The sequence below is a fragment of the Nocardia sp. NPDC051052 genome, from assembly GCF_044456045.1.
Taxonomy (GTDB): Bacteria; Actinomycetota; Actinomycetes; order Mycobacteriales; family Mycobacteriaceae; genus Nocardia.
This window is the reverse complement of the sequence record NZ_JBITFL010000017.1, coordinates 1-23,624: the sequence shown is the minus strand read 5'-3', so window position 1 is coordinate 23,624 and position 23,624 is coordinate 1. Positions and strand designations below refer to the sequence as shown.

The window sequence follows — 23,624 nt, the reverse complement described above, 5'->3', positions numbered from 1 at the left end:
GGTCACGAGGTTTTGGTCAGGATTCCCGCCATGTCGCCGATGACGCTGTCGGTCCGATAAGACAGCGTGCCGTCGGGGAGTAGCTTGACGTGCGTGGTGTTGCCGTCATCGTTGCAGCCGCCGGCGTCCTCGGTGAGTCGCGCGGTGAGCGTGAGTTCTTCGGCAGCGGCGGCCGTCAATGTCTCCGCTCGGCCGCATGTCGTGCCGGAGACTTTTCCGGTGTTGGACGAGCTGCCGAGTTCCTCGCCGACCGTGCCCGCGTTCAGGGTCAGCACGATATCGAAGCTGGTGATGTGGTCTTTGGCTGTACCTTTCCATTCGCCGATAAACGCGTCCGGCAATTCGGCAGCAGGACCGCCCGGCGTCGAGGCGGACTGATCTGTGGCGCCGTTGGAGCTGGTGAACTGCTGGGTTATCACGAAGGCGGCGGCCGCTATGACGAGGCACAGCGCCACTGCACCGGCAATCAGCGCGGCACGGCGGCGCGGGCGTTGGCGGGTGGGTGGTGATGTGGGGTGTGCCGCCGGTGGCTGGTGACCGTATGAGACATCTTGCGGCCCAGGTGACTGCTGGTAGCCGTGCTGTCCAGCTGACAGCAGCGGGGGCGGCGGCGTGTACGAACTATCTTGCGACCCATAAAGATACGGCGGCTGACCGGCAGGGTCAGGCGCGCCCTGCCACCACGAGCGCGGCGTGGCATCCGGTTGACCGGCCCCGGGGAAGCTGGTGGCGGTCCGCACGTTGGGATCCGTGAACGGCCGCACCACTGTTTCGGCGGTCCGCGTCGGATGCGCGGCCTGGCCCAGTGCGTCGGGCACGTCGAACGGTCCGGAGTCCAGGTCGAGCAACTGCACCGCGCGCCTGCTGACCTCTTCCAGCGCGGGTCCGGGGAGCCAGCCGCCGCGTCCGGGCAGGCCCAGGGCGGTCAGGTCGGCGATGACGCGCTCGGGGGTCGGGCGGGCGGCGGGGTCCTTGGTGAGGCAGGCCGCGATGAGCGGACGCAGCCGATCCGGCACCGCGTCGAGCCGTGGCTCCTCGTACACCACCCGCCACAGCATCTGCACCATCTCGCCGACCCCGAACGGACCCTGCCCGGTGGCCGCGAACACCAGCACTCCGCCGAGGGCGAACACATCGCTGGCCGGGCCGACCGAATCGCCGGTCACCTGTTCCGGGCACATGAATCCCGGTGAGCCGACGACCTTTCCGGTGGTGGTGAACTGGCTGTCGTCGATCGCGCGGGCGATGCCGAAGTCGATCACCTTGGGCCCGTCGAGGGCGAGCAGCACGTTGGACGGCTTGAGGTCGCGGTGCACCAGGTCGGCGGCGTGCACGGCGACCAGGGCTTCGGCCAGCCCGTGCGCGAGCACCAGCAGCGAGTTCTCCGAGAACGGTCCGTACTCGTCGACGGCTTCGGTCAGCGAGAAGCCCGCCACGTAACCCGTCGCCAGCCACGGCGGGTCCGCGTCGACGTCGGCGTCGAGGACCGGCGCGGTGAACTGCCCGCCGACCCGCCGGGCTGCGGTCACCTCGCGCCGGAACCGTTCGCGGAATTCGTTGTCGCCGACCAGGTCCGGCCGGATCACCTTGACCGCTACGGTGCGACCACCGGCATTGCGTCCCAGATACACCCGGCCCATGCCGCCCGCGCCGAGCACGCCGAGTAGCCGGTAGTCGCCGATCCGCGTCGGATCGTCTGCGCCGAGCGGTCGCATCGCGATGCTGGTTCCCTTCGAGTGTCGAACATCGAAAGGTTACCTACTGCTCGACGCGGTGTCTGTGCTCGGCACCGGTGTCGGACGGTCTTGCCGCACGTACCTGGCCAGCAGATAGGCCGCGATCGCGGCGGGGACGTTCATCAGCACCCCATATACCGCGCCCGGGACCGCCATCGCGTCGTTGTGTAGCACGGACCCCGCGATGGCGATGGCGATCGCGCCGTTGTGGATGCCGATCTCCATGGCCGAGGCAATCGCCTGATCGGCGTCGACCCGGAACAGCCGCGGCACGAAATACCCGACGGCCAGACTGATCACGGCGAATATCAGGCTGAGCGAGGCCAGTTTGCCGATGTTTTCGGTGAGCGTGCTGAAGTTCTTCGCCACGGCCGCGAGCACGACCAGCGCGAGTACCACGATCGAGAGGATCTTGACGTTGCCGCGCATCCGTTCGGCCCACCCGGTGAACCGGTGATGCACCCACATGCCGATCGCGACGGGCACCAGCACGATCGCGAACACCTGCGCGAACTTGTCCGGCCGCAGCCCGAACGACCCGTCGCCGTCCAGGAATTGGCTGTACGCGAACGCGACGATCAGCGGCATGGTGAACACCGCGAGCACCGAATTGATCGCGGTGAGCGTGATATTCAGCGCGACGTTGCCGCCCGCGATGTGGCTGAACAGGTTCGCCGACGGCCCGCCCGGCGATGCGGCGAGCAACAGCATGCCGACGGCCAGCGCGCCTTCGAGCCGGAACAGGTAGATCAGGCCGACGCAGACCGCGGGCAGCAGCACCATCTGGCAGAGCAGCGCGATCACCGCGGCCTTCGGATAGCGCAGCACCCTGGCGAAATCGGCTACGGCCAAAGTCAAGCCGAGTCCGAACATCACCAAGGCCAGGGCCAGCGGCAGGAACACCGCGAAAATCGTTGACCCCACCGGGGATCTCCTCTCAGCCGAACATTCGGCCTACCCGCGGCCGACACCGAGCGTCGACGTTATCGGCGTATGACGCTGGTCGCCAGTCGATTTGCTGGGGTCGAGGTTGTCGTCGGTTTACCCGGCGACGACAACACCCTCGGCGGCCGATCGGCGCGCGGCTTCCAGCACGCGCAATGTGGCGACGGCGTCGCGCGGGTCGACCGGAACGCGACCGCCGTCCAGCAGTGCGGCGGCCAGTTCGGTATAGAAGGCGGGGTAGTTGCCCGCGATGGTGGGGAGCGGCTCGACGGCTGGATCGGCCCCGAACGTGCCCCAGTGCTCGGATTCGACTGTGCCCCATGGCTTGCCGTCGTCGGGGCGGCGGCCGTCCCGGAGCGCGCTCTCTTGCGGATCGAGGCCGTAGGTGACGTAGGCCGCTTGCGAGCCGAGGACCCGGAATCGTGGACCCAGTTGCGGCGCAACGGCACTCATCCACAGGTGCGAGCGGACGCCCGAGGCGTGGGTGAGCGCGAGGAAGGCATCGTCGTCGGTCTGCACCCCGGTGCGCCGCTGATCCAGTTCGCAGTACACCGATGCCACCGGACCGAACAGCGTGAGAGCCTGATCTATGAGGTGACTGCCGAGGTCGAAGAGCAGGCCGGCGCCGTCGGCCGCGCCGCCCACTTCGCGCCAGCCGCCTTTCGGCACCGGGCGCCAGCGCTCGAATCGGGACTCGAAGCGCCGTACTTCACCGAGCCGTCCTGCTTCGGCGAGGGCGCGGACGGTCAGGAAGTCGCCGTCCCAGCGTCGGTTCTGGAACACCGTGAGCGCGAGCCCCGCCTGCTCGGCTCGCTCGACCAGGTCCTCGCCTTCGGCGGCCGTCACCGCGAATGGCTTGTCGACTACAACCGGAAGTCCGGCGTCCAGCGCCTGTCCGGCCAGTGGGGCGTGCGTGCGGTTGGGCGTCGCGATGACCACGAGGTCGATGCCGGCGGGGTCCGCGAACAGTTCGTCGGTGGTGGCGACGACGCGGACGCCAGGGTGTTCCCGCTCGGCCTGCGCCGCTCGCTCGGCCGACGAGGTGACCACCGCCGCAACTCGCATGCGCGGTTCGGCGGCGATCAGCGGAGCGTGGAAGACCGATCCGGCCAACCCGTACCCGACTACAGCGACGTCCAAGCTCATGGCTCGACGCTAGCGGATCGTCCCGGGAATCCGGTTCATGGTCGAGCGGCCGCTGAGTGGAATCCCTTCGTTTCGCACTGAGGGCCCTTCCGCAACCGCAAGGCAACTCTTAGCCTCGCTTACGAACTGTGCCCGGTGGTTGCCGGGCGCCGCCGACGATCGGCGCTGGTTCCATTCGGAAGTATCTATGCCGCATCGCTTCTCGTCGTCGGGCCACCATGCATGGACGCGGTTTACGCCGTATTCCCCTCTGAAATGTCAGCAATTATTCAGCAAATCTTAGAGCAATCTTAAAGTGTTTCCTATCGGGCAAATCGGAAATGTCTACGCGTGACAGAGGTCACCGACGCGTATTTCAGCGATGCATATTTGTAATAGTTACCGAGGATTCACGCGGCCTGAAGTGGTGCTTTACGGAATATTTGCAATACCCCAGATGACCTGCTGCGAACTGCCTTCAGTTGGTCGATTCCGGGTTAGCTGTCGAAATACTGGCGAGCCTGACCTACCGTGTGAAACGGCGCTTAGTCAATGCTGATACGGCGTTCTATATCGCCCCTTCTCGCAGACCCAACGGAGGCCGCACATGCGTGTGCCGCTGATTACGGCGAAGAAAACTCGAACCGAAATGACGTCCCGGATACCGGGCAAGGTGGTGCCGCGCCTGTCCACCGACATGCTCGCCAAGCTGCCCAGCACGGTCGCCAGGCCAGGGTTTGCCCCGCGCAGCCTGACCACCGGCATCCTGCACCTGGGCTGCGGTTCGTTCCACCGGGCTCACCAGGCCCTGGCCACCCAGCACGCGATGAACGAGACCGGCGATCCGCGCTGGGGAATCGCCGCCGTCGCGATCAACCGCCCGACCGTCGTCGACGCGCTGCGGGCACAGGACCACCTGTACACCACGCTGCTGCATGAGGACGGGCAGGCGCGGGTGGAAGTGGTCGGCTCGATCACCGAGGCCGTACACGCCCCGACAGACCTGATCGGCGTGCCGCAGCGCATCGCCGACCCCCGCGTCAAGATCGTCACGCTCACCGTCACCGCCAGCGGTTACTGCGTTTCGCCGGTCACCGGGCGGTTGGAGGTGGACTGCCCCGGCGTCCGCCACGACCTGCGCTCGCCGACCAGGCCGATCACCCCGATCGGCATGCTCGCACAGGGCCTCGAGCTGGTCCGGCGCCGAGGCGGCACCCCGCCGGTAGTCATCAGCTGCGACAACCTGTGCGCGAACGGCAGCACGCTGCGCCGCGCGGTCATCGACTTCGCGTTGCTGCGCGACGATCATCTGGCCGAGTGGATCGCCAGGCACGTGCAGTTCCCGAACAGCGTGGTGGACCGCATCGTGCAGCCGACCGCGCCCACCGACGCCGCGGTGGCCCGCAATTGGCTCGGCGGCATCGAGGATCTCGCGCCGGTCTCGGCCGAGCCGTTCATGACCTGGACGATCGAGGATTTCGACGGCGAGCGCCCCCAGTGGGAACTCGGCGGTGCCCAATTCGTCTCCAACGTCAAGGATTACGAGCTCGCCAAGCTGCGCCTGCTCAACGGGACGCACATGCTGCTCGCCTACCTCGGCGGGGTGGCGGGTCACCGCACCATCGCCGAGGCGACGGCAAGTCCGGCGCTCGCCGCGCTGGCCCGGCAGTTCATGCTGGACGAGCAGGGGCCGACGCTGGCCCTCGGCGCACCCGAATTGCGCAGGACCGTCGACGATTTGATGCGGCGCTTCCGCAATCCGGCTATCGCGCAAGACATGACGCGGATCGGCCGCAACGGCTCGGACAAGATGATGCCGAGGGTCGTCGACGCGCTGCGCGACAACATCGAGGCGGGCAGGCCGACTCCGGGCGCGACCTTGCTGATCGCCGCGTGGATCCGCTGGTTCACCGCGAGCCACGCGCCCGGCGCGGTGATGGAGCTGATCGATCCGAGGGAAGATTCGCTCGCGGTGCTGGTCGACAGCGATCCGCACCGCTGTGCGCAGGCGTTCTTGCAGCGCACCGATATTTTCGGCACGCTACCGGAACTGGAGAACGTGCAGCGGCAGGTCGGTGACGCCCTGGCCGAGATCAGCCGCGACGGTGTCGAGGCCGCGGTCCGGCGCCGGTTGGCGCCGCAATCGGAAGGGAGTAACGGGTGAACGCCGAAAGTCCGGTTCGCGCGGTCGTCTTCGATATGGACGGCTTGCTGATCGACTCGGAAAGCCTGGCCATGGAGTCGTTGGTCAGCGCGGGCGCCGAGCTCGGCTACGAGATGCCGTTCGAGTTCTGCCGCAGCATGATCGGCGTACCCGCCGATCGCTGCCGGACGCTCGCCGCGGCCGCGTACGGCCGGGGTTTCCCGTTGGAGGAGTACTTCGAGCTGCACGACGTGCACCTGCGTCAGCTCGTCGACAGCGGCAGGCTGACGACCAAGCCGGGCGCGGTGGCGTTGCTCGACGCGCTGGAGGCGCAAGGGGTGCCGAAGGCGATCGCCACCTCGTCGTCGCGCGACCGCGCCGATCACCATCTGCAACTGGCCGGGATCGCCGACCGGTTCGAGGTGGTGGTGACGCGGCAGGACGTGACCAAGGGCAAGCCCGACCCCGAGCCGTACCTGAAGGCGATGGCCGCCCTCGGCGGCGAGACGGAAACGACACTCGCGCTGGAGGATTCGACCAATGGCCTGCGCGCGGCGTGCGCCGCGGGGCTGCGCTGCATCCTCGTCCCCGATCTGGTGCAGCCGACCGAGGAGTCCCGGCGGCTCGCGCACCGGCTGTATCCGGACCTACATCAGGTAATCGAATACCTCGCGGTGGCCAATGCGCCGTCGACCGCGTCGACCGCCTAGGCTGATCCGAGCTAGATCGAATCTGTCGGCGGACCTGAAGAGGATCTTTCGTGGTGCGGATAGCTCGGCCCGTGGTACTGGTGTGGGCTGGACTCGTCATGATGGCTGCCGGATGTGCCGCCGACGGTGACCGCGGGTCGTCGGAGACCCACGTGCACAACGCGGCTCCGACGACGGCGAGCAGGCCTGCGGCATGCGGTGTCGACTTGACGGCGCAGGTGATTCAGTCCGCCATCGCGGCGCTGCCCGCGGAGCCGGTCACGCAGGCACCGTGGTCTGTCGACGCGCGCGGGTTCGAGGGCAACTTCGATCCGTGCGCCACCCTGTCCACCGTGATCGTCACGGTCGAGGGCGCGACTGGGAGTTCGCCGAACCAGGCCTTGCTGTTCCACAAGGGTGTTTACCTCGGCACCGCGACGCCGGAGGCGCACGGGTTCACGTCGCTGGACGTCGACCGCACCACCGACGACACCGTCGGGTTGGCCTACAAGACGCCGGGCAGCTGCAACGCCTGCCCCGATGGCACCGTCACCCGCGTCCAATTCCATTGGGAGGGACAGCAAGTGCGGATGATCGGGACGCCGCCGAAGTAGGCGCGCTTCCCGGTGTCAGTGCTGTTGTGCCGCAGGAGGTTCCGGTTCCGCCGCCCAGCGCTGCACCCAAACCTGTAGCGGCGCGAGCGCCGCGACGAGGTCGAGGCCGTCCGCGCTGAGCTGGTAGCCGTTGGGTTCCGCGACCACCACTCGCGCGTCCCGGAGTTCGCGCAGCCGATCGTTGAGCACGCTGGCCGACACCCCACCGCACAGCGTCTGCAACTCGCGGAACGTCACGGCCCGCCCGTCGCGCAATTCCCACAGCGCCCGCAGTGCCCACCGCCTGCCGAGTAGATCCAGCAGCACCATGATCGGCCGCCCGGTCTGCGACCCGCGCACCGGCCCGCCGATCGCCGGGGTCTTGCCTGCTTCGGATTCCGAAGCTACCATCGTCACCATCCTTGCTCTTATTTTCGAAGCAAGAGTACGCCGTCATCGCTGGAAGCACGAGGATCGACCATGAGCGACACTGAAGCCGCCCCGCGCATCGCACCTTTGAGCCCGCCCTACGCTCCGGAAATCGAGGCGCAACTGCTCAAATGGATGCCGCCGGGCTCGGCCATCGAACCCCTGGCGCTGTTCCGCACCCTGGCCCGCCACGACGACCTCTTCGGCCGGATGCGTCCCCTCGGCGCGGGCATCCTCGGCCACGGCCGCGTGCCACCCCGCCACCGCGAGATCGTCATCCTCCGCACCTGCGCCCGCGCGAACGCCGAATACGAATGGGGCATCCACGCCGTCCTCCAGGCGCCCGAAGTCGGGTTGACTCCCAGGCAAATCGAGGCAACGGCCATCGGCAAGCCCGACGACCCCGCCTGGTCGGCCGATGACGCCGCACTGATCCACCTGGTCGACGAAATCCACGACACCGCAACCATTTCCGACACCCTCTGGTCCGATCTGCGCACCCGCTACCCCGACGATCAAATCCTCGAGCTGATCACCACCACCGGCTGGTACCGCCTGCTCAGCACCGTGATCAACACCGCCCGTATCGAACACGAGCCCTGGGCTCGCCGCTTCCCGGCATGAACGGGCGCGCCCTTGACTTGTTGTCGCGACAACGGATACTGTTGTCACAACAACAATTAGGGAGCGTCATGTACGTCATTTCCGAGGAAGCGGTGATCAGCGGAGCGATCGCGTCGATCTGGCAGGCCGCCACCGATGTCGCGCACTGGGCCGACTGGGATCCACACGAAGAGAAGGCCCGCATCGACGGGCCGTTCGCGCCGGGCACCAAGGGCTGGGTGAAGCCCAAAGGCGCACCGGCGGGACCGTTTACGATCACCGCTGTCGACGAGGGCGGTTCATGGACCAGCGAGGCGGGCATTCCGTTCGGCAAGATCCGCGGCCACTACACCTACACGCCGGTCGGCGAGGGCGCCGTGCGCGTGGTCAAACGAATGGAGATACACGGCCCGTTCCGCCCGATCTTCCGGCTCATCTGGGAGAAGGGCATTCGCTCCGACATGCACCTGAGCTTCGCCGCCCTCGAACAAGAGGCGCAGCGCCGGCGCGCGGCGGACGCCGCCCATGCCTGAGCCGCAGGGCCCGCTACAGAGCCCCGGCTTCTGGCTGCACCACGCCGCCTTGGAATGGCGCGCCACCGTCGAGCGAAACCTGCGCCCCCTCGGCCTGACCCTGACCCAGTTCAACCTTCTCGCGTCCGCGGGCTGGCTCGCCCGCCACGGCGACCTACCCACCCAGCAGCAGGTCGTAGACATGGCCGGCGCCGACCGCATGATGGGCTCCAGGGTGATCCGCGCATTGGCGGACCGCGGCTTCCTCACTCGGATCGCCGACCCAGCCGATGCCCGCATCCTCCGCATCGAAGCCACCGCGGCAGGCAAGGACCTGGCGCGTCGTGGCATCCGGATAGTCGTCGACACGGACGCTGAGATATTCGGCCCCGATAGCGCCGAGCTCAGGACCCGCCTGCAAACGATTGCCGCCCAACGCATCCCGCACATCGATCACGACTGACGAGGGTCGTTGAATCTCAACGTTCCGATCTCGCCTCGCGGGGAGCCGCCGAGTACTCCTGCTCCGGACGCCCGGTGCTGCCGTAGCGCAGGCCCATGCGCAGGACGCCGGTGCCTACGAGGGTGGCCAGGTAGCGCTGGGCGGTGGCGCGGGAGATGCCGATGGCGGTGGCCACTTCGCCGGCGGAGAGAGGGGTTCCTGCTTCTAGGATCGAGTGCAGGACAAGGTCTTTGGTGGGGGAGGTGACGGTGGTGGGGGTGCTGGTCGCGGTCCCGGCCGGGCGCAGGGCTTGGAGTGCGGCGTCTACTCGGGCGTTGTCCACCTGGGGGGCGGTGAGGATGCGGCGGTAGCGGGCGTAGGCGGCCAGGCGGGCGGCGAGTTCGGTGTGCGGGAACGGTTTGACGAGGAAGGCCAGCGCTCCGGCGGACAGCGCGGCGCGGACGGCGCCGCTGTCCGTAGAAGCCGTCAGAACCATGGCGTCGCAACGCAATTCGCGGACGAAGTCGATGCCGGAACCGTCGGGGAGGTAGACGTCGACCAGGGCTAGGTCGACCGGCCCGGCCGCCAGTATGTCGCGGGCGGTGGCCAGCGTGTTGGCGGTACCGGCGACGGTGAAGCCCGCGATGGAGTCGACTATTCCGGCATGCAGGTTTGCGACGCGGAAGTCGTCGTCGACGACGAGAACGGTTAAGTCTGATGGAGCCATGACACCTTGCTGTCTACGAGCACTTCGGGAATGCGGGCATTGAATTCGGCACCGGTCAGCGGGGGAGTGCCACCGCGCGGACTGGCTAGTCGGACGTCGCCGCCGTGGTTGCGGGCGATCTGCCGGATCAGCGCGAGCCCGACGCCGCGGCCGCCGGGCACATCGCCGCCGTCGCGGGTGGAGGTACCTTCGGTGAACAGCACATCGATCAGCTCCGGCGCGACGCCGTCACCGCTGTCCGCCACCACGATGTGCAGCGTCGAATCTTCCTGCACCAGTTCGACTTCTACCTGCTTGACCGGATGGTCCGAGGCGCGCACCGCCTCGATCGCGTTGTCGAGTAGATTGCCGAGCACGGTCGTCACATCGACGGGATCGACGAGGCTGCCGTCCACCCAGGTGTTCGGGCCGAGCACCAGTTCGACGCCGCTTTCGCGCGCGTGCGCCGCCTTCGCCGCGAGGAAGGCCTGCAGGTAGGCATCGTGGATGGCGTCGATGCCGGGCGCGGCCGCGCCCAGCGGCCCGGCGCCGATCATCTCGTCGATCGAGCGCGACGCCTCCTCGGTGCGTCCGCCGTGCAACAGCCCGCTGATCAGGTGCATCTTGTTGGAGAACTCGTGCCGTTGCGCGCGCAACACCGTGCTCATCGATTGCACGGCGTCGAGCTGGCGAGTGAGCGCCTCCACGTCGGTGCGATCCCGCACGGTCAGCACCGCGCCCAGATCGCGGCGGTCCCGATGCACCGGCCGCGCCGCGACGACGACGATGTGCGAACCGACCGTCGCCGACGCGGGCTGCTCGTCGAGCCCGCGGAACACCTCTAGGACTCGCGGCGTCAGCCCGATCTCGTCCACCGGCCGCCCGATGTCCGCGCCGATCCCGAGCAGCCTGCGCGCCTCGTCATTGACAAACGTTGTGCGCCAAGAAGAATCGACCGCTAGCACGCCACGGCCGATGCCGTGCAATACCGCGGCCTGACCGCGCACCAGTTCGGCGAGTTCGGCGGGCTCCAGCCCGAGCGTCAGACCGCGCCAGCGCCGGGCCAGCAGCATGGATCCCGCGATCCCGACCAGCAGCGCGGCACCCACCAGCAGCCCCGCCGTCCGCAGGTCGTCGAGCAACTGGTCGCGCACCGCGTCGGTGGAGATGCCGACGCTGACCGCGCCCACGATGCGATCCGAACCAGGTTCGAGGACAGGGACTTTCGCTCGCACCGAGTCGCCGAGCGTGCCGCGCTCCTCGGCGATCACCTCGCGCCCGGCGAGCGCGCCCGAGGGATCGGTGCTCACATGCTCGGTGAGCCGCGCCGCGTCCGGATGGGCCAGCCGGATCCCGGAATCGTCGGTGACCACCACGAACAACGCGTCGGTTCGCTGCGTCGTGTCCACCGCGATCCGCTCCAGCGGCCCGGCGGCCAGCCGCTCGCGCAGCTGCGGGTCGGTGCTGATCGCGCCCGGCGCGTACTTGGTCACCTCGTCCCGGACCACCGGATCGGCGGCGACCGTGCGCGCGATCGCGAGGGCGCGCTGGCCGTACCCGTCGCGCAACCGTTGGTCGCTGAGGTAGCCGAAAACGGCGAAGGCGACGCCGAGGGTCAGGGTGACCACCACGATCTGCAGCAGCAGAACTTGAGTCCTCAATCGCACGGCAGGCGCGCCCTCATTCGCCATTGCCGCAGCATAGACCACCCCCCCAGGGGTGAGCAGAATGCGCAGAACTAGCGAATCGGCACTTTGCACGGCTTGTGCGCACAAGCTCCGCCGTGTGACCGGGGACACGTACGTTCGCTCTACCTCGATCTCGCAGGAGCAAGCACCATGAACCACCCACTCATCGAGCTGCGGAGCGCAACGAAGCGTTTCCCCGGCACCGGGGGCGGTATCCACACCGCCGTCAAGAACCTCGACCTGGAGGTCCACCCCGGCGAATTCGTTTCCGTGGTCGGCCCGACCGGCTGCGGCAAGTCGACCACGCTGTCGCTGGTGTCCGGTCTCGAGCCCGCCTCGGCCGGCCGGACGTTGGTGCGCGGCAAGGACGTCGACGGCATCCCCGACGGCATCGGCTACATGTTCCAGCAGGACGCCGTGCTGCCGTGGAAGTCCGTGCTGGACAACGTCGCCCTGGGCCCGCGGTTGCGCGGCGCGTCGAAATCCGAAGCGCGCGAAAAGGCTTCGGTCTGGGTGCACAAGGTCGGCCTGGCCGGGTTCGAGACCTACTATCCGCACCAGCTGTCCGGCGGCATGCGCAAGCGCGTCGCGCTGGCGCAGACGCTGGTCAACGACCCGGAAATCCTGCTGATGGACGAGCCGTTCAGCGCGCTCGACGTGCAGACCCGTCAGCTCATGCAGGACGAACTGCTGCGCGTGTGGGCGGGTACCGGCGCGAGCGACGGCCCCGGAGGAGGCAGCCTGCGTAACCACGGAGGGGCCCGGGAGCGCCGCGATGGACACAGGGCCGCGGTCATCTTCGTCACCCACGACCTGGAGGAGGCGATCGTGCTGGCCGACCGGGTCGTCGTGATGACGGCGAGCCCGGCGACGGTGTGCGGCAACTTCACCGTCGCCCTCGATCGGCCACGCGATGTCGAAGAGGTGCGGCTCACCACCGAATTCCGCGATATCTACAAAGAGATTTGGGAAACGCTGCGCGACGAGGTCGAGGCGGCTCGAGCCAAGGGAGCTTCCCGTGTCGCATAACGTCCTCGAAAAGGGTTCCGCCGCAGCGGTGCCGGAGAACGAGACCGAGGAGCAGATCCTCACCCGGGTGCGCACCAACGCCCGGCGCGCGCGCATCCGCACCTGGGGCCTGCGATTGGCCTTGATCGCCCTGTGGCTCGGCTCGTGGGAGCTCACTGCCTCGCTGTGGATCGATCCGTTCTTCTACTCCAAGCCCACCCTGATCTGGGACCGGCTGGTCGAATGGTTCACCGAGGGCACCCAATTCGGCTCGATCTGGCTGCAGATCTTCACCACCGTCGAGGAGGCCGTGCTCGGCTTCCTGATCGGCGCGGTCGCCGGCGTCGTGCTCGGCACCCTGCTCGGCCGCAGCCGGTACTGGGCCGACGTGCTCGCGCCATTCATCAAGGCGCTCAACGCGGTACCGCGCATCGTGCTCGCCGCGCTGTTCATCATCTGGTTCGGTCTCGGGCTCAGCTCGAAGGTCGCGACGGTGGTCGTGCTGGTGTTCTTCGCGGTGTTCTTCAACGCCTTCACCGGTGCGCGCGAAGTAGACGGCAATGTCATCAACAACGCGCGCATCCTCGGCGCCGGTAAGCGCCAGGTGCTCACCGCGATCGTGCTGCCGAGCGCGACCACCTGGATCCTGTCCAGCTTGCACACCGCGTTCGGCTTCGCCTTGATCGGCGCGGTGGTCGGTGAATACGCCGGTGCCAGTAAAGGTTTGGGCCTGCTGATCAGCAACGCCCAGGGCACCTTCGATTCGGCGGGCATCTACGCGGGCATGATCATCATCACGGTGATCGCGTTGCTCGCGGAGTGGGCGATCGGCTTCGCCGAGAACAAGTTGTTGAAATGGCGCCCGTCGCAGGCACAGTCGAGTCACGGGATCTGAGCGATGAGGTACCTCAAGAATTCCGCGATCGTTGTGCTCGCCGTCGCGGCACTGCTGATGGTCAGCGGCTGCCGTGAGTCGCGCACCATCCCGATGTCGAATGGGCGGCCGCAGATCACCATCATGGTCGGCGGCCTGGAGAAGGTGATCTACCTGCCCGCCATGCTTGCCAAGCAGCTCGGGTTGTTCGAGAAGAACGACATCGACGTCTCGCTGCTGGGTGAGCAGTCCGGCGCCAACGCCGAAACCGCGCTGCTGACCGGCGATGTACAGGCGGTGGTCGGCTTCTACGACCACACCGTCGACCTACAGGCCAAGGAGCAGTGCCTCACCTCGGTGGTGCAGTTCGCCGACGTGCCCGGCGAGGTGGAACTGGTGGCCAAGGCCGATGCCGGCACCATCAAATCGGTGCGGGATCTGCGCGGCCGAAACCTGGGCGTCACGTCGTTCGGTTCTTCGACCGACTTCCTGACCCAGGCGCTCACCGGAATCGAAGGCATGACCACTGCGGACTACACCCGCGTGCGGGCCGGTGCCGGACAGACCTTCATCGCGGGTATGAACCACAACGGCATCGATGCGGGCATGACCACCGACCCGACGGTGGCGCAGATGGTCAACTCGGGTGAGGCCGAGATCCTGGTGGACATGCGCACTGAGGCCAGCACCCGTGCCGCCCTCGGCGGGCTGTACCCGGCGACCTCGCTGTACATGCGCTGCGAAACCGTCGAGTCGCACCCGGATATCGTCCAGAAGTTGGCGTCGGCCTTCGTGCAGACGCTGCAGTGGATCAAGAAGCACACGCCGGAGGAGATTGCCGCCAAGATGCCCTCGCAGTACGCGAACGCGGGCAAGGACCTCTATATCCAATCCATTCGTGACTCGATCGGCATGTTCAATGGTGACGGTCTGATGAAAGCCGAAGGGGCGGAGAACGTCTTGAATATTCTCGGCAAGTATTCGCACAATGTGGCGCCGGTGCGGGACCGGATCAAGTTGGACAAGACCTACACCACGAAGTTCGTGGAGGAGGCGCTGCGCACCAATCAATAGCGATGCAACCCTTCGGGTCCCGCGCTGGAAACATGGCACGGGACCCGAAGTCGTGCAACCCTACAGCTGCAGAAGCTGGACATCGATGATGGTGTACGGACGCCCGGAACCATCGGAATTCGTGGTGTACGGCGGCACGATGACCGGATCTTCCTGGCCGGTCGAGGCGACCACCGTGTACGGGCCCGACCAGATGCTCACCACGCCGTTGATGGTGCTCGTCCAGGACTGCCCGGTTCCCTCGAAGCACAGGAAGAATCCGTTCGTGGAACTGATTACGGCTTGTTGATTGTGATCGCCGCACCCCACGCTCTGGGTATCGGCGTGCGCCGGAATCGTCCCGTACGCGAACGAGATTGCCGCGCCGATCGATACGGCAACCACGCCGCGGGTCACAGTCTGTGCCAGCGATTTCATTTCCGAGCTCCTATTGATCGACGAGAACACCGAATGCCGCGCACCAAGCCGAGAAGTGTTCTGACAGCGATAAACTCGCGTCATCACCCCCCCCCGCGTAACGGAAGCCGGTATTCGTGTGATGAATTCCGACTCGGCCGAGCGTAATCACATTTGCTGGATCGTTACAGCGGTCGGACTCAACTTGGCAGCGTCTGGCAGTCGGCCGACCGGCAGTGGCAGTGGGCGCCCAGCAGTTGCCCCCAGGGTGGTGGCCGGAGGTTCATGGCCGACGCCGGTACGACTATCGGCTACCGTCGAGTAGGTGACGGGCCTTCCACGAAGTGGTGCAGCGATCGCTGCTCCGATCGCGTTTCCGCCGCGCCGAGCTGTTGAGTTGACCGACGGTTCGAGCGTCGATGTCCGGTTCGTGCCCGGGGCTGCTCCGGTGCTCTTGTTGCACGGTTGGGCATTGACGGCGGATGTGAACTTCTGTCATCTGATGCGGCCTGTTGCCGACGAGCACGGCCTGGTGGCGATGGACATGCGGGGGCACGGGCGGGGATTGCCGTTGGGGCCGGGGGAGCGGTTCGACATTGCGCAGTGCGCGGATGACGCGGCCGCCGTGCTGGATGCGCTCGGTATCGATCAAGTGGTGGTGTGCGGGTATTCGCTGGGTGGGCCGGTCGGCTTGGAGTTCGCGCGGCGACATCGAGATCGGGTGCGCGGGTTGGTGTTCGAGGCGACCGCGATGGCGTTCGACAGTGCCGAGGACAAGATCGGGCGGGTGTTTTTCCGGGGCTTGCGGCCGTTCGCGCATCGCAGTGGCGGGATCGGGCGGTCTGTACCGTTGTCTTACTTCTGGAAGGCGCGGGTCAAGTCCGACGAGGTCGCGCGGCTGTGGCCGTGGCTGCGGGCGGAGTTGGGGCAGTGTCATCCGCGGGTGATCGTCGACGTGATTCTCGCCGAGTACGTGTTCGATTTCCGGCCGCACGCGCCGGAACTCGCCGGATTGCCAACGGCAGTGGTGCTGACCACGCGAGACGGTGCGGTGCCGCCCAAAGATCAGCGTGAATTGGCTGCTCTGCTCGAGGCGACGGTGATCGAAATCGACGCCGCACACGATGTTTTCCTTACCGACCCGTCGAAATATGTCGCCGCGACGCGATCGGCGATCGATGAGGTCCTGAACTGCCGCGCTCGCTGATCCCACTGCCGCGCGCGGCTGGTGAACACGTGCGCGGCAGCGGGACTGTCTGACGCTCAGCCGTTGGCCGGCGCGGTTTCTTTTTCTTTGAGCTCGGCCTTCCATTCGCGGAAGCCCTCTTCGGTGCGTCCGCGCCGCCAGTAGCCGGAGATCGAATTCGCCCACTCGGCGGACACGCCGCGTTCCCGGCGGACGTAGCGACGCATGTCGTGCATGACGGCCTGTGCCTCGCCGTGGATGAAGACCTGCACCTGGCCGTCTTTCCACGGTGCGTTGCGGACACCCTCGGCGAGCGCCTCGCCCGGTGCCTGGCTGCCGCGGTGCAGCCAGGTGAGCTCGATACCGTCGGGCTTGCGCAGCGGCAGCTCGTCGTCGGGGCCGGCGACCTCGACGAACGCGTAGCCGACAGCCGTCGACTCCATCGCCTCGAGTGCGGCGGCGATGGCGGGCAGCGCGGCCTCGTCACCGGCCAGCAGGTGCCAGTCGGCGTCGGGGCGGGGCGAGTATGCCCCGCCGGGACCGAACAGATCGATGGTGTCGCCTGGCTTGGCCTCGGCCGCCCACGGTCCCGCGATGCCCTCGGCGCCGTGATACACGAAATCGGCCGCGAGCTGGCCTGCGTCCTGGTCGATCGAGCGGACGGTGTAGGTGCGCAGCACGTCGATTCCGTCGCGTTCGAAGATGAACTTGACGTAGGAATCGGTGAACTCGCTGGCCTGGAACGTGGCGAAGCCGGGGCCGCCGAAGTGGACCCGGATAAGGTGCGGGCTCAACCATTCGGTGTGCTGCACGGTCAGGGTGGTGCGGGGTCGGGCCATAGGTGTTCCTCCCACTGCTAATTAGGGTTACCTTACCGACCCTACTCCGAGTTGATCTCCAAGGAAATATCGACGCCCCTTCGGCTCACCGTGCGAGCAACCGCTGACGAACCCGCCGCGACAGTCCAGGATGACAAACATGACCAAGACCGTGCCGACGCCGGCCTACCTGGTGCGGCAGCGCTACCGTGACCCCAAGCCTACCGAACCCGCGCAGTGGAACCCTGTCCTGCAGGTGCTGCACGAGCATCGTTCGGTCCGACGCTATCTCGCCGACCCGGTCTCGGATGACACGCTGCGCCTGCTGATTTCGGCCGCTCAATCCGCGCCGACCTCCTCGAATCTGCAGGTGTGGAGCGTCATCGCGGTGCGCGATCCCGAGCGCAAAGCGCGGATCGCGGCGCTGTCCGGCGATCAGGCGCACATCGTGCAGGCACCCGTATTGCTGGTCTGGACAGCCGATTTCGCGCGACTACGCCAACTCGCGGACGACCAGGAAGCGCCGCTGGACGGTGCCGATTACCTCGAATCCAGCTACGTCGGATTCATCGATGCCGCCCTCGCCGCGCAGAACGCGGTGGTCGCGGCGGAATCCCTCGGGCTCGGCACGGTCTATCTCGGTGCGCTCCGCAACAACCCGGAAGACGTTGCGGTGGAACTGAATCTGCCCCCGCAGGTGTTCGCGGTCTTCGGCCTCCTCGTCGGCCATCCCGACCCGACCGAGGATGCCAAGGTCAAACCCCGCCTGCCGCAGGGCGCGGTCCTGCACCACGAAACCTACGACCTGACAGCGCAACGCGAGCACGTCGCCGACTACGAGAATCGCATCGCCGAGTTCTATGCCGAACAACAACTCTCGCACTCGTGGACCGAACGTGTACTGGCCCGGCTCGCCTCGGAGGCCAGCCTCAACGGCCGTCACCGCCTGCGCGCATCACTGGAGAATCACGGCTTCTACCTGAAGTGAGACGAGTCGGAACGCCGCCCGCGCTCATCGAAGGCCGCCACGCTGAACCGCACCGCGCCGACCCGCTGGTGAACGCCTGCCGACGAACCCATCCTCTCCGGATGAATTGACGGCTGCCGTTACCCGGCAGCCAGCGCACTGACCTGCGGTTCAGTGTCGCGGAAGGCAACCGGCCCCGCCGAGACCGGCAGCGTGCCGTGCTGTCCGATTCCGGAACATGCGATGATCCCATGTCATGTGTCCGGGGTCACCGACCGTCGCCCCGGGGAGTACGCGTCGTTGCCGCAAGAGAGAAGGACCGCACTATGACAGCCGCCGACAGTCACTTATCGGACGCTGGAACCCAGGATTCGACCGGCACCGGCGATTCGGAGGGCTACACACGCGGCCTGAGCCCGCGGACCATTCAGATGATCGCCATCGGCGGCGCGATCGGCACCGGCCTGTTCTACGGCGCGGGCGGCGCGATCGAGCAGGCCGGCCCTGCGCTGATCCTGGCCTACCTCGCGGCCGGCGTGGCGATCTTCGTGATCATGCGGGCGCTGGGCGAGTTGCTCACCTACCGTCCGGTCTCCGGCAGTTTCGCCGAGTACGCGCACGAATTCCTCGGCCGCTACGCGGGTTTCGTCACCGGCTGGTCGTACTGGGCGGTGTGGGTGGCCACCTGCATGGCCGAGATCACCGTCGCGGGCAAGTACGTGCAGTATTGGTTCGACATCCAGCCGTGGATCACGGCGCTGGTGGTGCTCGCGGTGATGTTCGCGGCGAACCTCATCTCGGTGCGGCTGTTCGGTGAGGGCGAGTTCTGGTTCTCCACCATCAAGGTGACCGCGATCATCGGCATGATCCTGCTCGGTATCGGCGTGCTGACCATCGGTTTCGGCCACGCCGCCAACCCGACGGTGACCAACCTGTGGGCCGACGGCGGAGTGTTCCCGAACGGCTTCGGGCAGTCGCTGCTGGTGCTGCAGATCGTGCTGTTCGCCTACGTCGGTGTCGAGCTGGTCGGCGTCACCGCCGGTGAGGCCCGCGACCCGCGCAAGACGCTGCGCAAGGCGATCAATACGCTGCCGTTCCGGATCGGCCTGTTCTACGTCGGCGCGCTGCTGGTGATCATGTCGGTGTCCAGCTGGCGGACCTTCCACGCGGGCAAGAGCCCGTTCGTCGAGGTGTTCCAGCAGATCGGCATCCCCGGTGCCGCGGGCATCATCAACTTCGTGCTGCTGACCGCGGCGCTCTCGTCGTGCAACTCCGGCATCTACTCGACCGGCCGCATGCTGCGCACCCTGTCGCTGCACGGCGAAGCCCCGGCCGCGCTGAACAAGCTGAGCTCGCGCCACGTGCCCTACCTCGGCATCTCGGCGTCGGCCGCGGCGATGGTGATCGGCGTGGTCGTCAACATCATCTCCCCGGACAAGGCGTTCGCCTACATCACCTCGGTGAGCACCATCGGCATCATCTTCGTCTGGGGCATGATCTTGGTCTGCCACCTGATCTACCGCGCCAGGGTCGCGCGCGGTGAACTCCCGGCCACCGACTACCGCCTGCCCGGCGCGCCTTACACGACCGTGCTGGCGCTGGCGTTCCTCGCACTGGTGGTCGTGTTGCTCTTCTTCACCGACAGCGGCCGCACCGCCGTGATCGTCGGCGTGGTCTGGGCGGCGCTGGTGTCCGCCGGCTATCTCGCCCTCACTCGCCTCGGAAAGGGCGGCAGCACAACGGATCCCGCACGCAGCGCCGCAGGGCGCTAGGACGCGATAGCCGCACCCACGGGCGTGGCTCCGCTTACTCGCGTTCTGCTCGTGATGGCCGTGGCGCCGGGGTTTTCGCAGGTGAAAGCCCCGGCGCAGGCCGAAAGTAGTTCAGCACCAGTCGCGTGATCTCGGTGAGGAAGCGCTCGCGGGAGACCGCGGGCTGGTCCAGGATGTAGCGGATGGCCAGGTGTTCGACCGCGCGGACCAGCATCCAGGAGGCCGCCTCGAAGTCGACGTCGTCGGGCAGCGAGTGCCGGTGCATGGTCAGCGCGACGCGAGCCAGCTCGCCGATCTGCTGCTCGAAGGCGAACACGGTGGTGTCGCCGCTGAGCCGCGGCGTCTGTTCGATGACGGCGCGCAGCAGCGCGGGATGACTGCCGAGCGCGTCGAGCAGCGCGGAAATCGTTGCTGGAACGGCGGTTTCGGGCGGCTGATGGAGCTGGGCGAGCACGCTGCTGTGCACCCGCGACGCCACCTCGCTGTTGTAGCGGTCGATCACCGCGGTGACGATGGCGTCCTTGCCCGGAAAGTATTGGTACAGCGAACCGGGACTGATTCCGGCCGCTTCGGCGATCCGATTGGTGGACGCGCCGTCATAACCGTGCTCGATGAGCACAGCCTGGCCCGCGTCGATGATGCGCTGCACCATGGCGCGAGAGCGTTGCTGCTGCGGCGTTTTCCGCGTCTTCGGTGGCATCAGAAGACGAATTGAACGCGAGTATTTATTCGTGTCAGCATCAAAGCATGGTTGCACACAATGACGTGCTGCACGAGAGCCACCGTGCACCCGTGCCACTCGGTCCGGACTCGTTGACCTGGCGGATCTTCGGGTCGCTCTACTTCGCGCCCAGCGGGCTGTTCCTGGGCATGGTGCAGAACATGCATCCCGGTCTGGGCGCGGGCGTCGAGTACCACTCCGAGATCAAGGACGAGTTCTATCAGCGGGTTCTGCGCTCGGCGTATCCGATTGTCGGCGTGGTCTTCGACGGTCCGCGGGCCGAGCAGACCGCCCGCGAGATCGTGGACTATCACCGCACGATCAAGGGCGTCGACGCGCAGGGGCGGCGGTATCACGCGCTCGACCCCGGCACCTTCTATTGGGCACACGCGGTGTTCTTCGTGCAGACGCTGCGCGCGGGCGAACTGTTCATGGGCGGACTCTCACCCGCGCAACGCGAACAGCTGTGGCGCGAGCAATACCAGTGGTACGAGATGTACGGGATGAGCATGCGGGTCGTCCCCAAGAGCTGGCCGGAGTTCCAGGACTACTGGAATGACATGTGCGAGAACGTGTTGGAGCCGACGCAGGCCGCCTGGGATGTGTACCGGCTGGCCGAGAACGCCCCGGTGCCACCGTTCCCGGTACTGGGCCTGCTACCGAAACCATTGTGGGAGAGACTCGTTCGCCCGACGGGTGCCAAGTTCTACAAGTTCGTCACTGTCGGCCTGTGCGACCCGGCTATCCGGCGCACGATGGGCTTCACCTGGACGCGACGGGACCAGTTCCTGTTCGACCGCTGGTGTGCGCTGTTCACGGCGATGAACCGGGTGACGCCGGACGAGATCCGCTACTTCTTCCCCCGCATCCGGGCCGGTCGCCGCCGCGAACGCGGGCTCCGGCCCGCGACGCTGGCGCCGCCGGAGGCCCCTGAATTGCTCTGGCCCGCAACCGAACACCGCGACGACCCCAAGCACTACTGCCCGGTGCACGCCGATCACGGATCGACCCCCGCCTCGAAATTCCGGCAACTGACAGGATTTTGACCGATGCTGGACGTGAACACCGCCGCGCACCCGTTCGACTACTATTATCGCCAGGGCATGCCGCTGCGCCCGCCGCCGCCGCGTGCCGTCGCCTCCGAATTATGGTACGAGCCAAGGAAATCGATCCTGTCGCCGTGGATCGACGTACGGCCGGTCCCGGCGCAGACCCCGCGCACCCGCCTGATGGCCGACCACCTCTGGCAGGGTGACGAGCCGATGGACCAGCTGGTCGCCGCGTTCCGCCGAATCGGCACCGCCGAGGGCAGGCGGCTGCTCGATCAGGCGCTCGACCACGGCATCGACACACTCGACGCGCCGCCACCGGAACTCGTCGCGCTGTTCACTACGCTGGACAATCCACCGGACTGGTACGACCCCGACCTCTGGGAGCGCGGCCGCCAACTGTGGATCAACGTTTCCACCTCCGGCAAGCTCGCCATGGGCGTGCAGGACTTCATGGGCACCTTCGTCGGCGCCGAGGTCGCCTCCGCGACCGGCGCTACCGGACGATTCGTCAACGATCCCTACCGGCGAAACCTGGAGACCTCCACGTGGTTCCGCAATGTGACGGTCCGCGGCGGCATGGACCGCTGGTCGCCGGTCTTCAAAGACACTGTGCGCGTGCGGCTCATGCACGCCCAGGTGCGCGCCGGGCTGCGCCGTGCCTGGGGTGCCGACCATTTCGCCACGCACGGCAACCCCATCTCCAACAGCACGATGCTGGGCGCTGCGGTGACCTTCGGCCTGTCGCCGATGTGCTTCGACCACGCCCACGGCCGTAAATCTACTGAGCGGCAACTGAATGCGGTGATGCACTACTGGGCTTACATCGCCTACGTGTTCGGCGTCGCGGACGAACTGATCCCGCGTACCGCCGTCGAAGGCATGGAGATGTCGGACTACATGGTCGCCACGGCCGGTGTCGCCCCGGAATGGACCGCGAACATGGCGGGGGCGGCAACGCATCGCCTCGCAGGCGCCACCAGCGTCATCGATCGACTGAAGGTCCAAGCGACGGCGCCCCTGCTCGGCTTGCTGACCTACTTCAGTAGCGAAGGGCTCGTGCGAGAGTTGTTCCGCAGCACACCTTTACGTGAGGTGCCGGTACAACCATGGTCGACACTGACCGGCGTCGCGGCCACCCTCGACGTCCGGCTTCGCGCACTCGACGACGCACTACCGGGCGCCCGCGCCCGCATGGTCCGCCGAGCGGCCGCCGACGACCCGGTCTGGCGCCGCAACACCAAGGTCGCGAAGCTGCTCGCCGCCCGCGTCGGCATCTACGGCACCCCCTACGACCAACACGACGAATCAGCCACCGGCCTAGCCCGCTGCCCCGTCCGATGATCCCGCCCCTCGTGGTCGAACTGCGCAAATCCGGCCGCACAGTGCTGGTATCACCCGCCTGCACCGTGCTCGAGGCACTCGAGGACGAGGGCATCGCCATCGACTCGATGTGCCGAGCAGGCATCTGCGGAACCTGCGAAACGGTAGCCCTCGCCGCCACCGGCCCCCACCCTCGCGACCACTACCCCCGCCCCCTCCGCCTCTGCACAACCGCCCCCGGCCCCCTCACCCACCTCATCCTCGACCTCTAACCCCAATGGCGCCTAGTTGAGGGGGGTTCTGAAACGCGTGTGGTGCGTGTCCGAATGAGGTGAGGTAGTTACGGTCATGTTTGATGGCTATCAATCGGAGGGGCGCCCGGCACGGCACGTCCTTTTTGCTGTCGCTGTCAGTCATCGTGGCGGGCGTATTGATCACTCCGTTGCCGGTCGCGGCGGATCCGCCGCGGTCATCGGCGGTGACGGGCGATACCGATATCACCGATGTCGAGCAGGTGTGGAACGCGATCGCCGGGTTGGATCAGCAGCGGCTCAACTTCGACCTCGAGACGGCGGCCAACGAAAACCCCAGCGCGGCGCCCGCGTTGTCCATGTCCAAAGCCGACATCGATCGGATCGAGGCGGACACCGACGCCACGATCGACACGCTCTCGCGAAGCCTCGATCACCCGCGCCGAAGCCCAACCACGCGACTGGACCAAGAACCCGCCCGGTAATGGCTCCCCTCTCGTGTCAAGGCGTGGTTTGCAGGTCGGGGTTAGTCTGGTTAGTGGTGAGTCCGGGTTGTGGCTTGTCCGAAGTGCCG

At 66.9% G+C, this 23,624-nt stretch carries 25 protein-coding genes; 16 read left to right on the top strand and 9 right to left on the bottom strand.

Annotated elements, in window-relative coordinates; all coding sequences use genetic code 11:
- Nucleotides 1–2: 2 nt before the first annotated feature.
- The 3 genes from ACIBCN_RS38915 to ACIBCN_RS38905 all read right to left on the bottom strand — a co-directional run bounded on the left by ACIBCN_RS38915 (nt 3) and on the right by ACIBCN_RS38905 (nt 3,827).
- On the bottom strand, nt 3–1,715 hold the full coding sequence (locus ACIBCN_RS38915) for a protein kinase (protein ID WP_396997154.1): 1,713 nt from the start codon (nt 1,713–1,715) through the stop codon (nt 3–5).
- Between the two features lie 39 nt (nt 1,716–1,754).
- On the bottom strand, nt 1,755–2,660 hold the full coding sequence (locus tag ACIBCN_RS38910) for a bile acid:sodium symporter family protein (RefSeq protein WP_396997152.1): 906 nt from the start codon (nt 2,658–2,660) through the stop codon (nt 1,755–1,757).
- Between the two features lie 117 nt (nt 2,661–2,777).
- Entirely contained in the window at nt 2,778–3,827 is a 1,050-nt protein-coding gene (locus tag ACIBCN_RS38905) for a Gfo/Idh/MocA family oxidoreductase (RefSeq protein ID WP_396997150.1), read from the bottom strand.
- A gap of 586 nt (nt 3,828–4,413) precedes the next feature.
- Here ACIBCN_RS38905 and ACIBCN_RS38900 point away from each other — a divergent pair.
- From ACIBCN_RS38900 to ACIBCN_RS38890, 3 genes are read left to right on the top strand one after another with little or no spacing between them, the layout of a single operon-like run.
- Nucleotides 4,414–5,970 (top strand): mannitol dehydrogenase family protein, encoded by a 1,557-nt coding sequence (locus ACIBCN_RS38900; RefSeq protein ID WP_396997148.1) that lies wholly within the window; start codon nt 4,414–4,416, stop codon nt 5,968–5,970.
- Nucleotides 5,967–6,659 carry an HAD family hydrolase gene (locus ACIBCN_RS38895; RefSeq protein ID WP_396997147.1) on the top strand — a complete coding sequence of 231 codons (693 nt, stop codon included), beginning with the start codon at nt 5,967–5,969 and terminating at the stop codon, nt 6,657–6,659. The genes ACIBCN_RS38900 and ACIBCN_RS38895 overlap by 4 nt, the downstream gene beginning before the upstream one ends.
- Nucleotides 6,660–6,709: 50 nt before the next feature.
- Nucleotides 6,710–7,252: an LppP/LprE family lipoprotein gene (locus tag ACIBCN_RS38890; protein ID WP_396997145.1), complete on the top strand. Its 543-nt coding sequence runs from the start codon at nt 6,710–6,712 to the stop codon at nt 7,250–7,252.
- A 15-nt stretch (nt 7,253–7,267) separates the two neighbouring features.
- On the opposite strand, the gene ACIBCN_RS38885 is transcribed toward ACIBCN_RS38890, so the two are convergent.
- Nucleotides 7,268–7,642 (bottom strand): winged helix-turn-helix transcriptional regulator, encoded by a 375-nt coding sequence (locus tag ACIBCN_RS38885; RefSeq protein ID WP_396997144.1) that lies wholly within the window; start codon nt 7,640–7,642, stop codon nt 7,268–7,270.
- A 69-nt stretch (nt 7,643–7,711) separates the two neighbouring features.
- Between ACIBCN_RS38885 and ACIBCN_RS38880 the strand changes: the two genes are divergently transcribed.
- The 3 genes from ACIBCN_RS38880 to ACIBCN_RS38870 all read left to right on the top strand — a co-directional run bounded on the left by ACIBCN_RS38880 (nt 7,712) and on the right by ACIBCN_RS38870 (nt 9,238).
- A complete protein-coding gene (locus ACIBCN_RS38880; RefSeq protein ID WP_396997143.1) occupies nt 7,712–8,284 on the top strand; it encodes a carboxymuconolactone decarboxylase family protein in 573 nt (190 codons plus the stop codon).
- 68 nt (nt 8,285–8,352) lie between these two features.
- Nucleotides 8,353–8,796 carry an SRPBCC family protein gene (locus ACIBCN_RS38875; protein WP_396997142.1) on the top strand — a complete coding sequence of 148 codons (444 nt, stop codon included), beginning with the start codon at nt 8,353–8,355 and terminating at the stop codon, nt 8,794–8,796.
- Nucleotides 8,789–9,238, top strand: a complete 450-nt coding sequence (locus tag ACIBCN_RS38870; protein WP_396997141.1) for a MarR family winged helix-turn-helix transcriptional regulator — start codon at nt 8,789–8,791, stop codon at nt 9,236–9,238. Before ACIBCN_RS38875 ends, ACIBCN_RS38870 begins: the two co-directional genes overlap by 8 nt.
- Before the next feature lie 16 nt (nt 9,239–9,254).
- On the opposite strand, the gene ACIBCN_RS38865 is transcribed toward ACIBCN_RS38870, so the two are convergent.
- Together ACIBCN_RS38865 and ACIBCN_RS38860 are read right to left on the bottom strand one after the other, a co-directional pair.
- Nucleotides 9,255–9,944: a response regulator gene (locus tag ACIBCN_RS38865; protein WP_396997140.1), complete on the bottom strand. Its 690-nt coding sequence runs from the start codon at nt 9,942–9,944 to the stop codon at nt 9,255–9,257.
- Nucleotides 9,926–11,614, bottom strand: coding sequence for an ATP-binding protein (locus tag ACIBCN_RS38860; protein ID WP_396997139.1), 1,689 nt, complete (start codon nt 11,612–11,614; stop codon nt 9,926–9,928). Before ACIBCN_RS38860 ends, ACIBCN_RS38865 begins: the two co-directional genes overlap by 19 nt.
- Before the next feature lie 147 nt (nt 11,615–11,761).
- Between ACIBCN_RS38860 and ACIBCN_RS38855 the strand changes: the two genes are divergently transcribed.
- The 3 genes from ACIBCN_RS38855 to ACIBCN_RS38845 are packed head-to-tail and all read left to right on the top strand — an operon-like array spanning nt 11,762 to nt 14,567.
- Complete coding sequence (locus tag ACIBCN_RS38855; RefSeq protein WP_396997137.1) at nt 11,762–12,640, top strand: ABC transporter ATP-binding protein; 879 nt, start codon at nt 11,762–11,764, stop codon at nt 12,638–12,640.
- A complete protein-coding gene (locus ACIBCN_RS38850; RefSeq protein WP_396997136.1) occupies nt 12,630–13,514 on the top strand; it encodes an ABC transporter permease in 885 nt (294 codons plus the stop codon). The genes ACIBCN_RS38855 and ACIBCN_RS38850 overlap by 11 nt, the downstream gene beginning before the upstream one ends.
- 3 nt (nt 13,515–13,517) lie before the next feature.
- Nucleotides 13,518–14,567 carry an ABC transporter substrate-binding protein gene (locus ACIBCN_RS38845; RefSeq protein ID WP_396997135.1) on the top strand — a complete coding sequence of 350 codons (1,050 nt, stop codon included), beginning with the start codon at nt 13,518–13,520 and terminating at the stop codon, nt 14,565–14,567.
- A gap of 60 nt (nt 14,568–14,627) precedes the next feature.
- Here the strand turns inward: ACIBCN_RS38845 and ACIBCN_RS38840 are convergent, their stop codons facing one another.
- Nucleotides 14,628–14,984 carry a hypothetical protein gene (locus ACIBCN_RS38840; protein WP_396997134.1) on the bottom strand — a complete coding sequence of 119 codons (357 nt, stop codon included), beginning with the start codon at nt 14,982–14,984 and terminating at the stop codon, nt 14,628–14,630.
- A gap of 376 nt (nt 14,985–15,360) precedes the next feature.
- Here ACIBCN_RS38840 and ACIBCN_RS38835 point away from each other — a divergent pair, with 376 nt between their 5' ends.
- Nucleotides 15,361–16,170 carry an alpha/beta fold hydrolase gene (locus ACIBCN_RS38835; protein ID WP_396997133.1) on the top strand — a complete coding sequence of 270 codons (810 nt, stop codon included), beginning with the start codon at nt 15,361–15,363 and terminating at the stop codon, nt 16,168–16,170.
- A 56-nt stretch (nt 16,171–16,226) separates the two neighbouring features.
- Here ACIBCN_RS38835 and ACIBCN_RS38830 read toward each other — a convergent pair whose 3' ends face one another.
- Nucleotides 16,227–16,988, bottom strand: coding sequence for a siderophore-interacting protein (locus tag ACIBCN_RS38830; RefSeq protein WP_396997131.1), 762 nt, complete (start codon nt 16,986–16,988; stop codon nt 16,227–16,229).
- Nucleotides 16,989–17,127: 139 nt separating this feature from the next.
- On the opposite strand from ACIBCN_RS38830, the gene ACIBCN_RS38825 reads away from it, so the two are divergent.
- Both ACIBCN_RS38825 and ACIBCN_RS38820 read left to right on the top strand, forming a co-directional pair.
- Entirely contained in the window at nt 17,128–17,955 is an 828-nt protein-coding gene (locus ACIBCN_RS38825) for an NADPH-dependent oxidoreductase (protein WP_396997130.1), read from the top strand.
- Nucleotides 17,956–18,260: 305 nt separating this feature from the next.
- Nucleotides 18,261–19,706 carry an amino acid permease gene (locus ACIBCN_RS38820; protein ID WP_396997129.1) on the top strand — a complete coding sequence of 482 codons (1,446 nt, stop codon included), beginning with the start codon at nt 18,261–18,263 and terminating at the stop codon, nt 19,704–19,706.
- Nucleotides 19,707–19,740: 34 nt separating this feature from the next.
- On the opposite strand, the gene ACIBCN_RS38815 is transcribed toward ACIBCN_RS38820, so the two are convergent.
- A complete protein-coding gene (locus ACIBCN_RS38815; RefSeq protein WP_396997128.1) occupies nt 19,741–20,358 on the bottom strand; it encodes a TetR/AcrR family transcriptional regulator in 618 nt (205 codons plus the stop codon).
- Nucleotides 20,359–20,453: 95 nt separating this feature from the next.
- Between ACIBCN_RS38815 and ACIBCN_RS38810 the strand changes: the two genes are divergently transcribed.
- The 4 genes from ACIBCN_RS38810 (at nt 20,454) to ACIBCN_RS38795 (ending at nt 23,535) form a co-directional block, all read left to right on the top strand.
- Nucleotides 20,454–21,473 carry an oxygenase MpaB family protein gene (locus tag ACIBCN_RS38810; protein ID WP_396997126.1) on the top strand — a complete coding sequence of 340 codons (1,020 nt, stop codon included), beginning with the start codon at nt 20,454–20,456 and terminating at the stop codon, nt 21,471–21,473.
- A gap of 3 nt (nt 21,474–21,476) precedes the next feature.
- Entirely contained in the window at nt 21,477–22,820 is a 1,344-nt protein-coding gene (locus tag ACIBCN_RS38805) for an oxygenase MpaB family protein (protein WP_396997124.1), read from the top strand.
- Entirely contained in the window at nt 22,817–23,071 is a 255-nt protein-coding gene (locus tag ACIBCN_RS38800; protein WP_396997123.1) for a 2Fe-2S iron-sulfur cluster-binding protein, read from the top strand. Before ACIBCN_RS38805 ends, ACIBCN_RS38800 begins: the two co-directional genes overlap by 4 nt.
- Before the next feature lie 83 nt (nt 23,072–23,154).
- The gene (locus ACIBCN_RS38795) at nt 23,155–23,535 is read left to right on the top strand and encodes a hypothetical protein (RefSeq protein WP_396997122.1); all 381 of its coding nucleotides are present in this window, start codon (nt 23,155–23,157) and stop codon (nt 23,533–23,535) included.
- Nucleotides 23,536–23,624 lie beyond the last annotated feature (89 nt).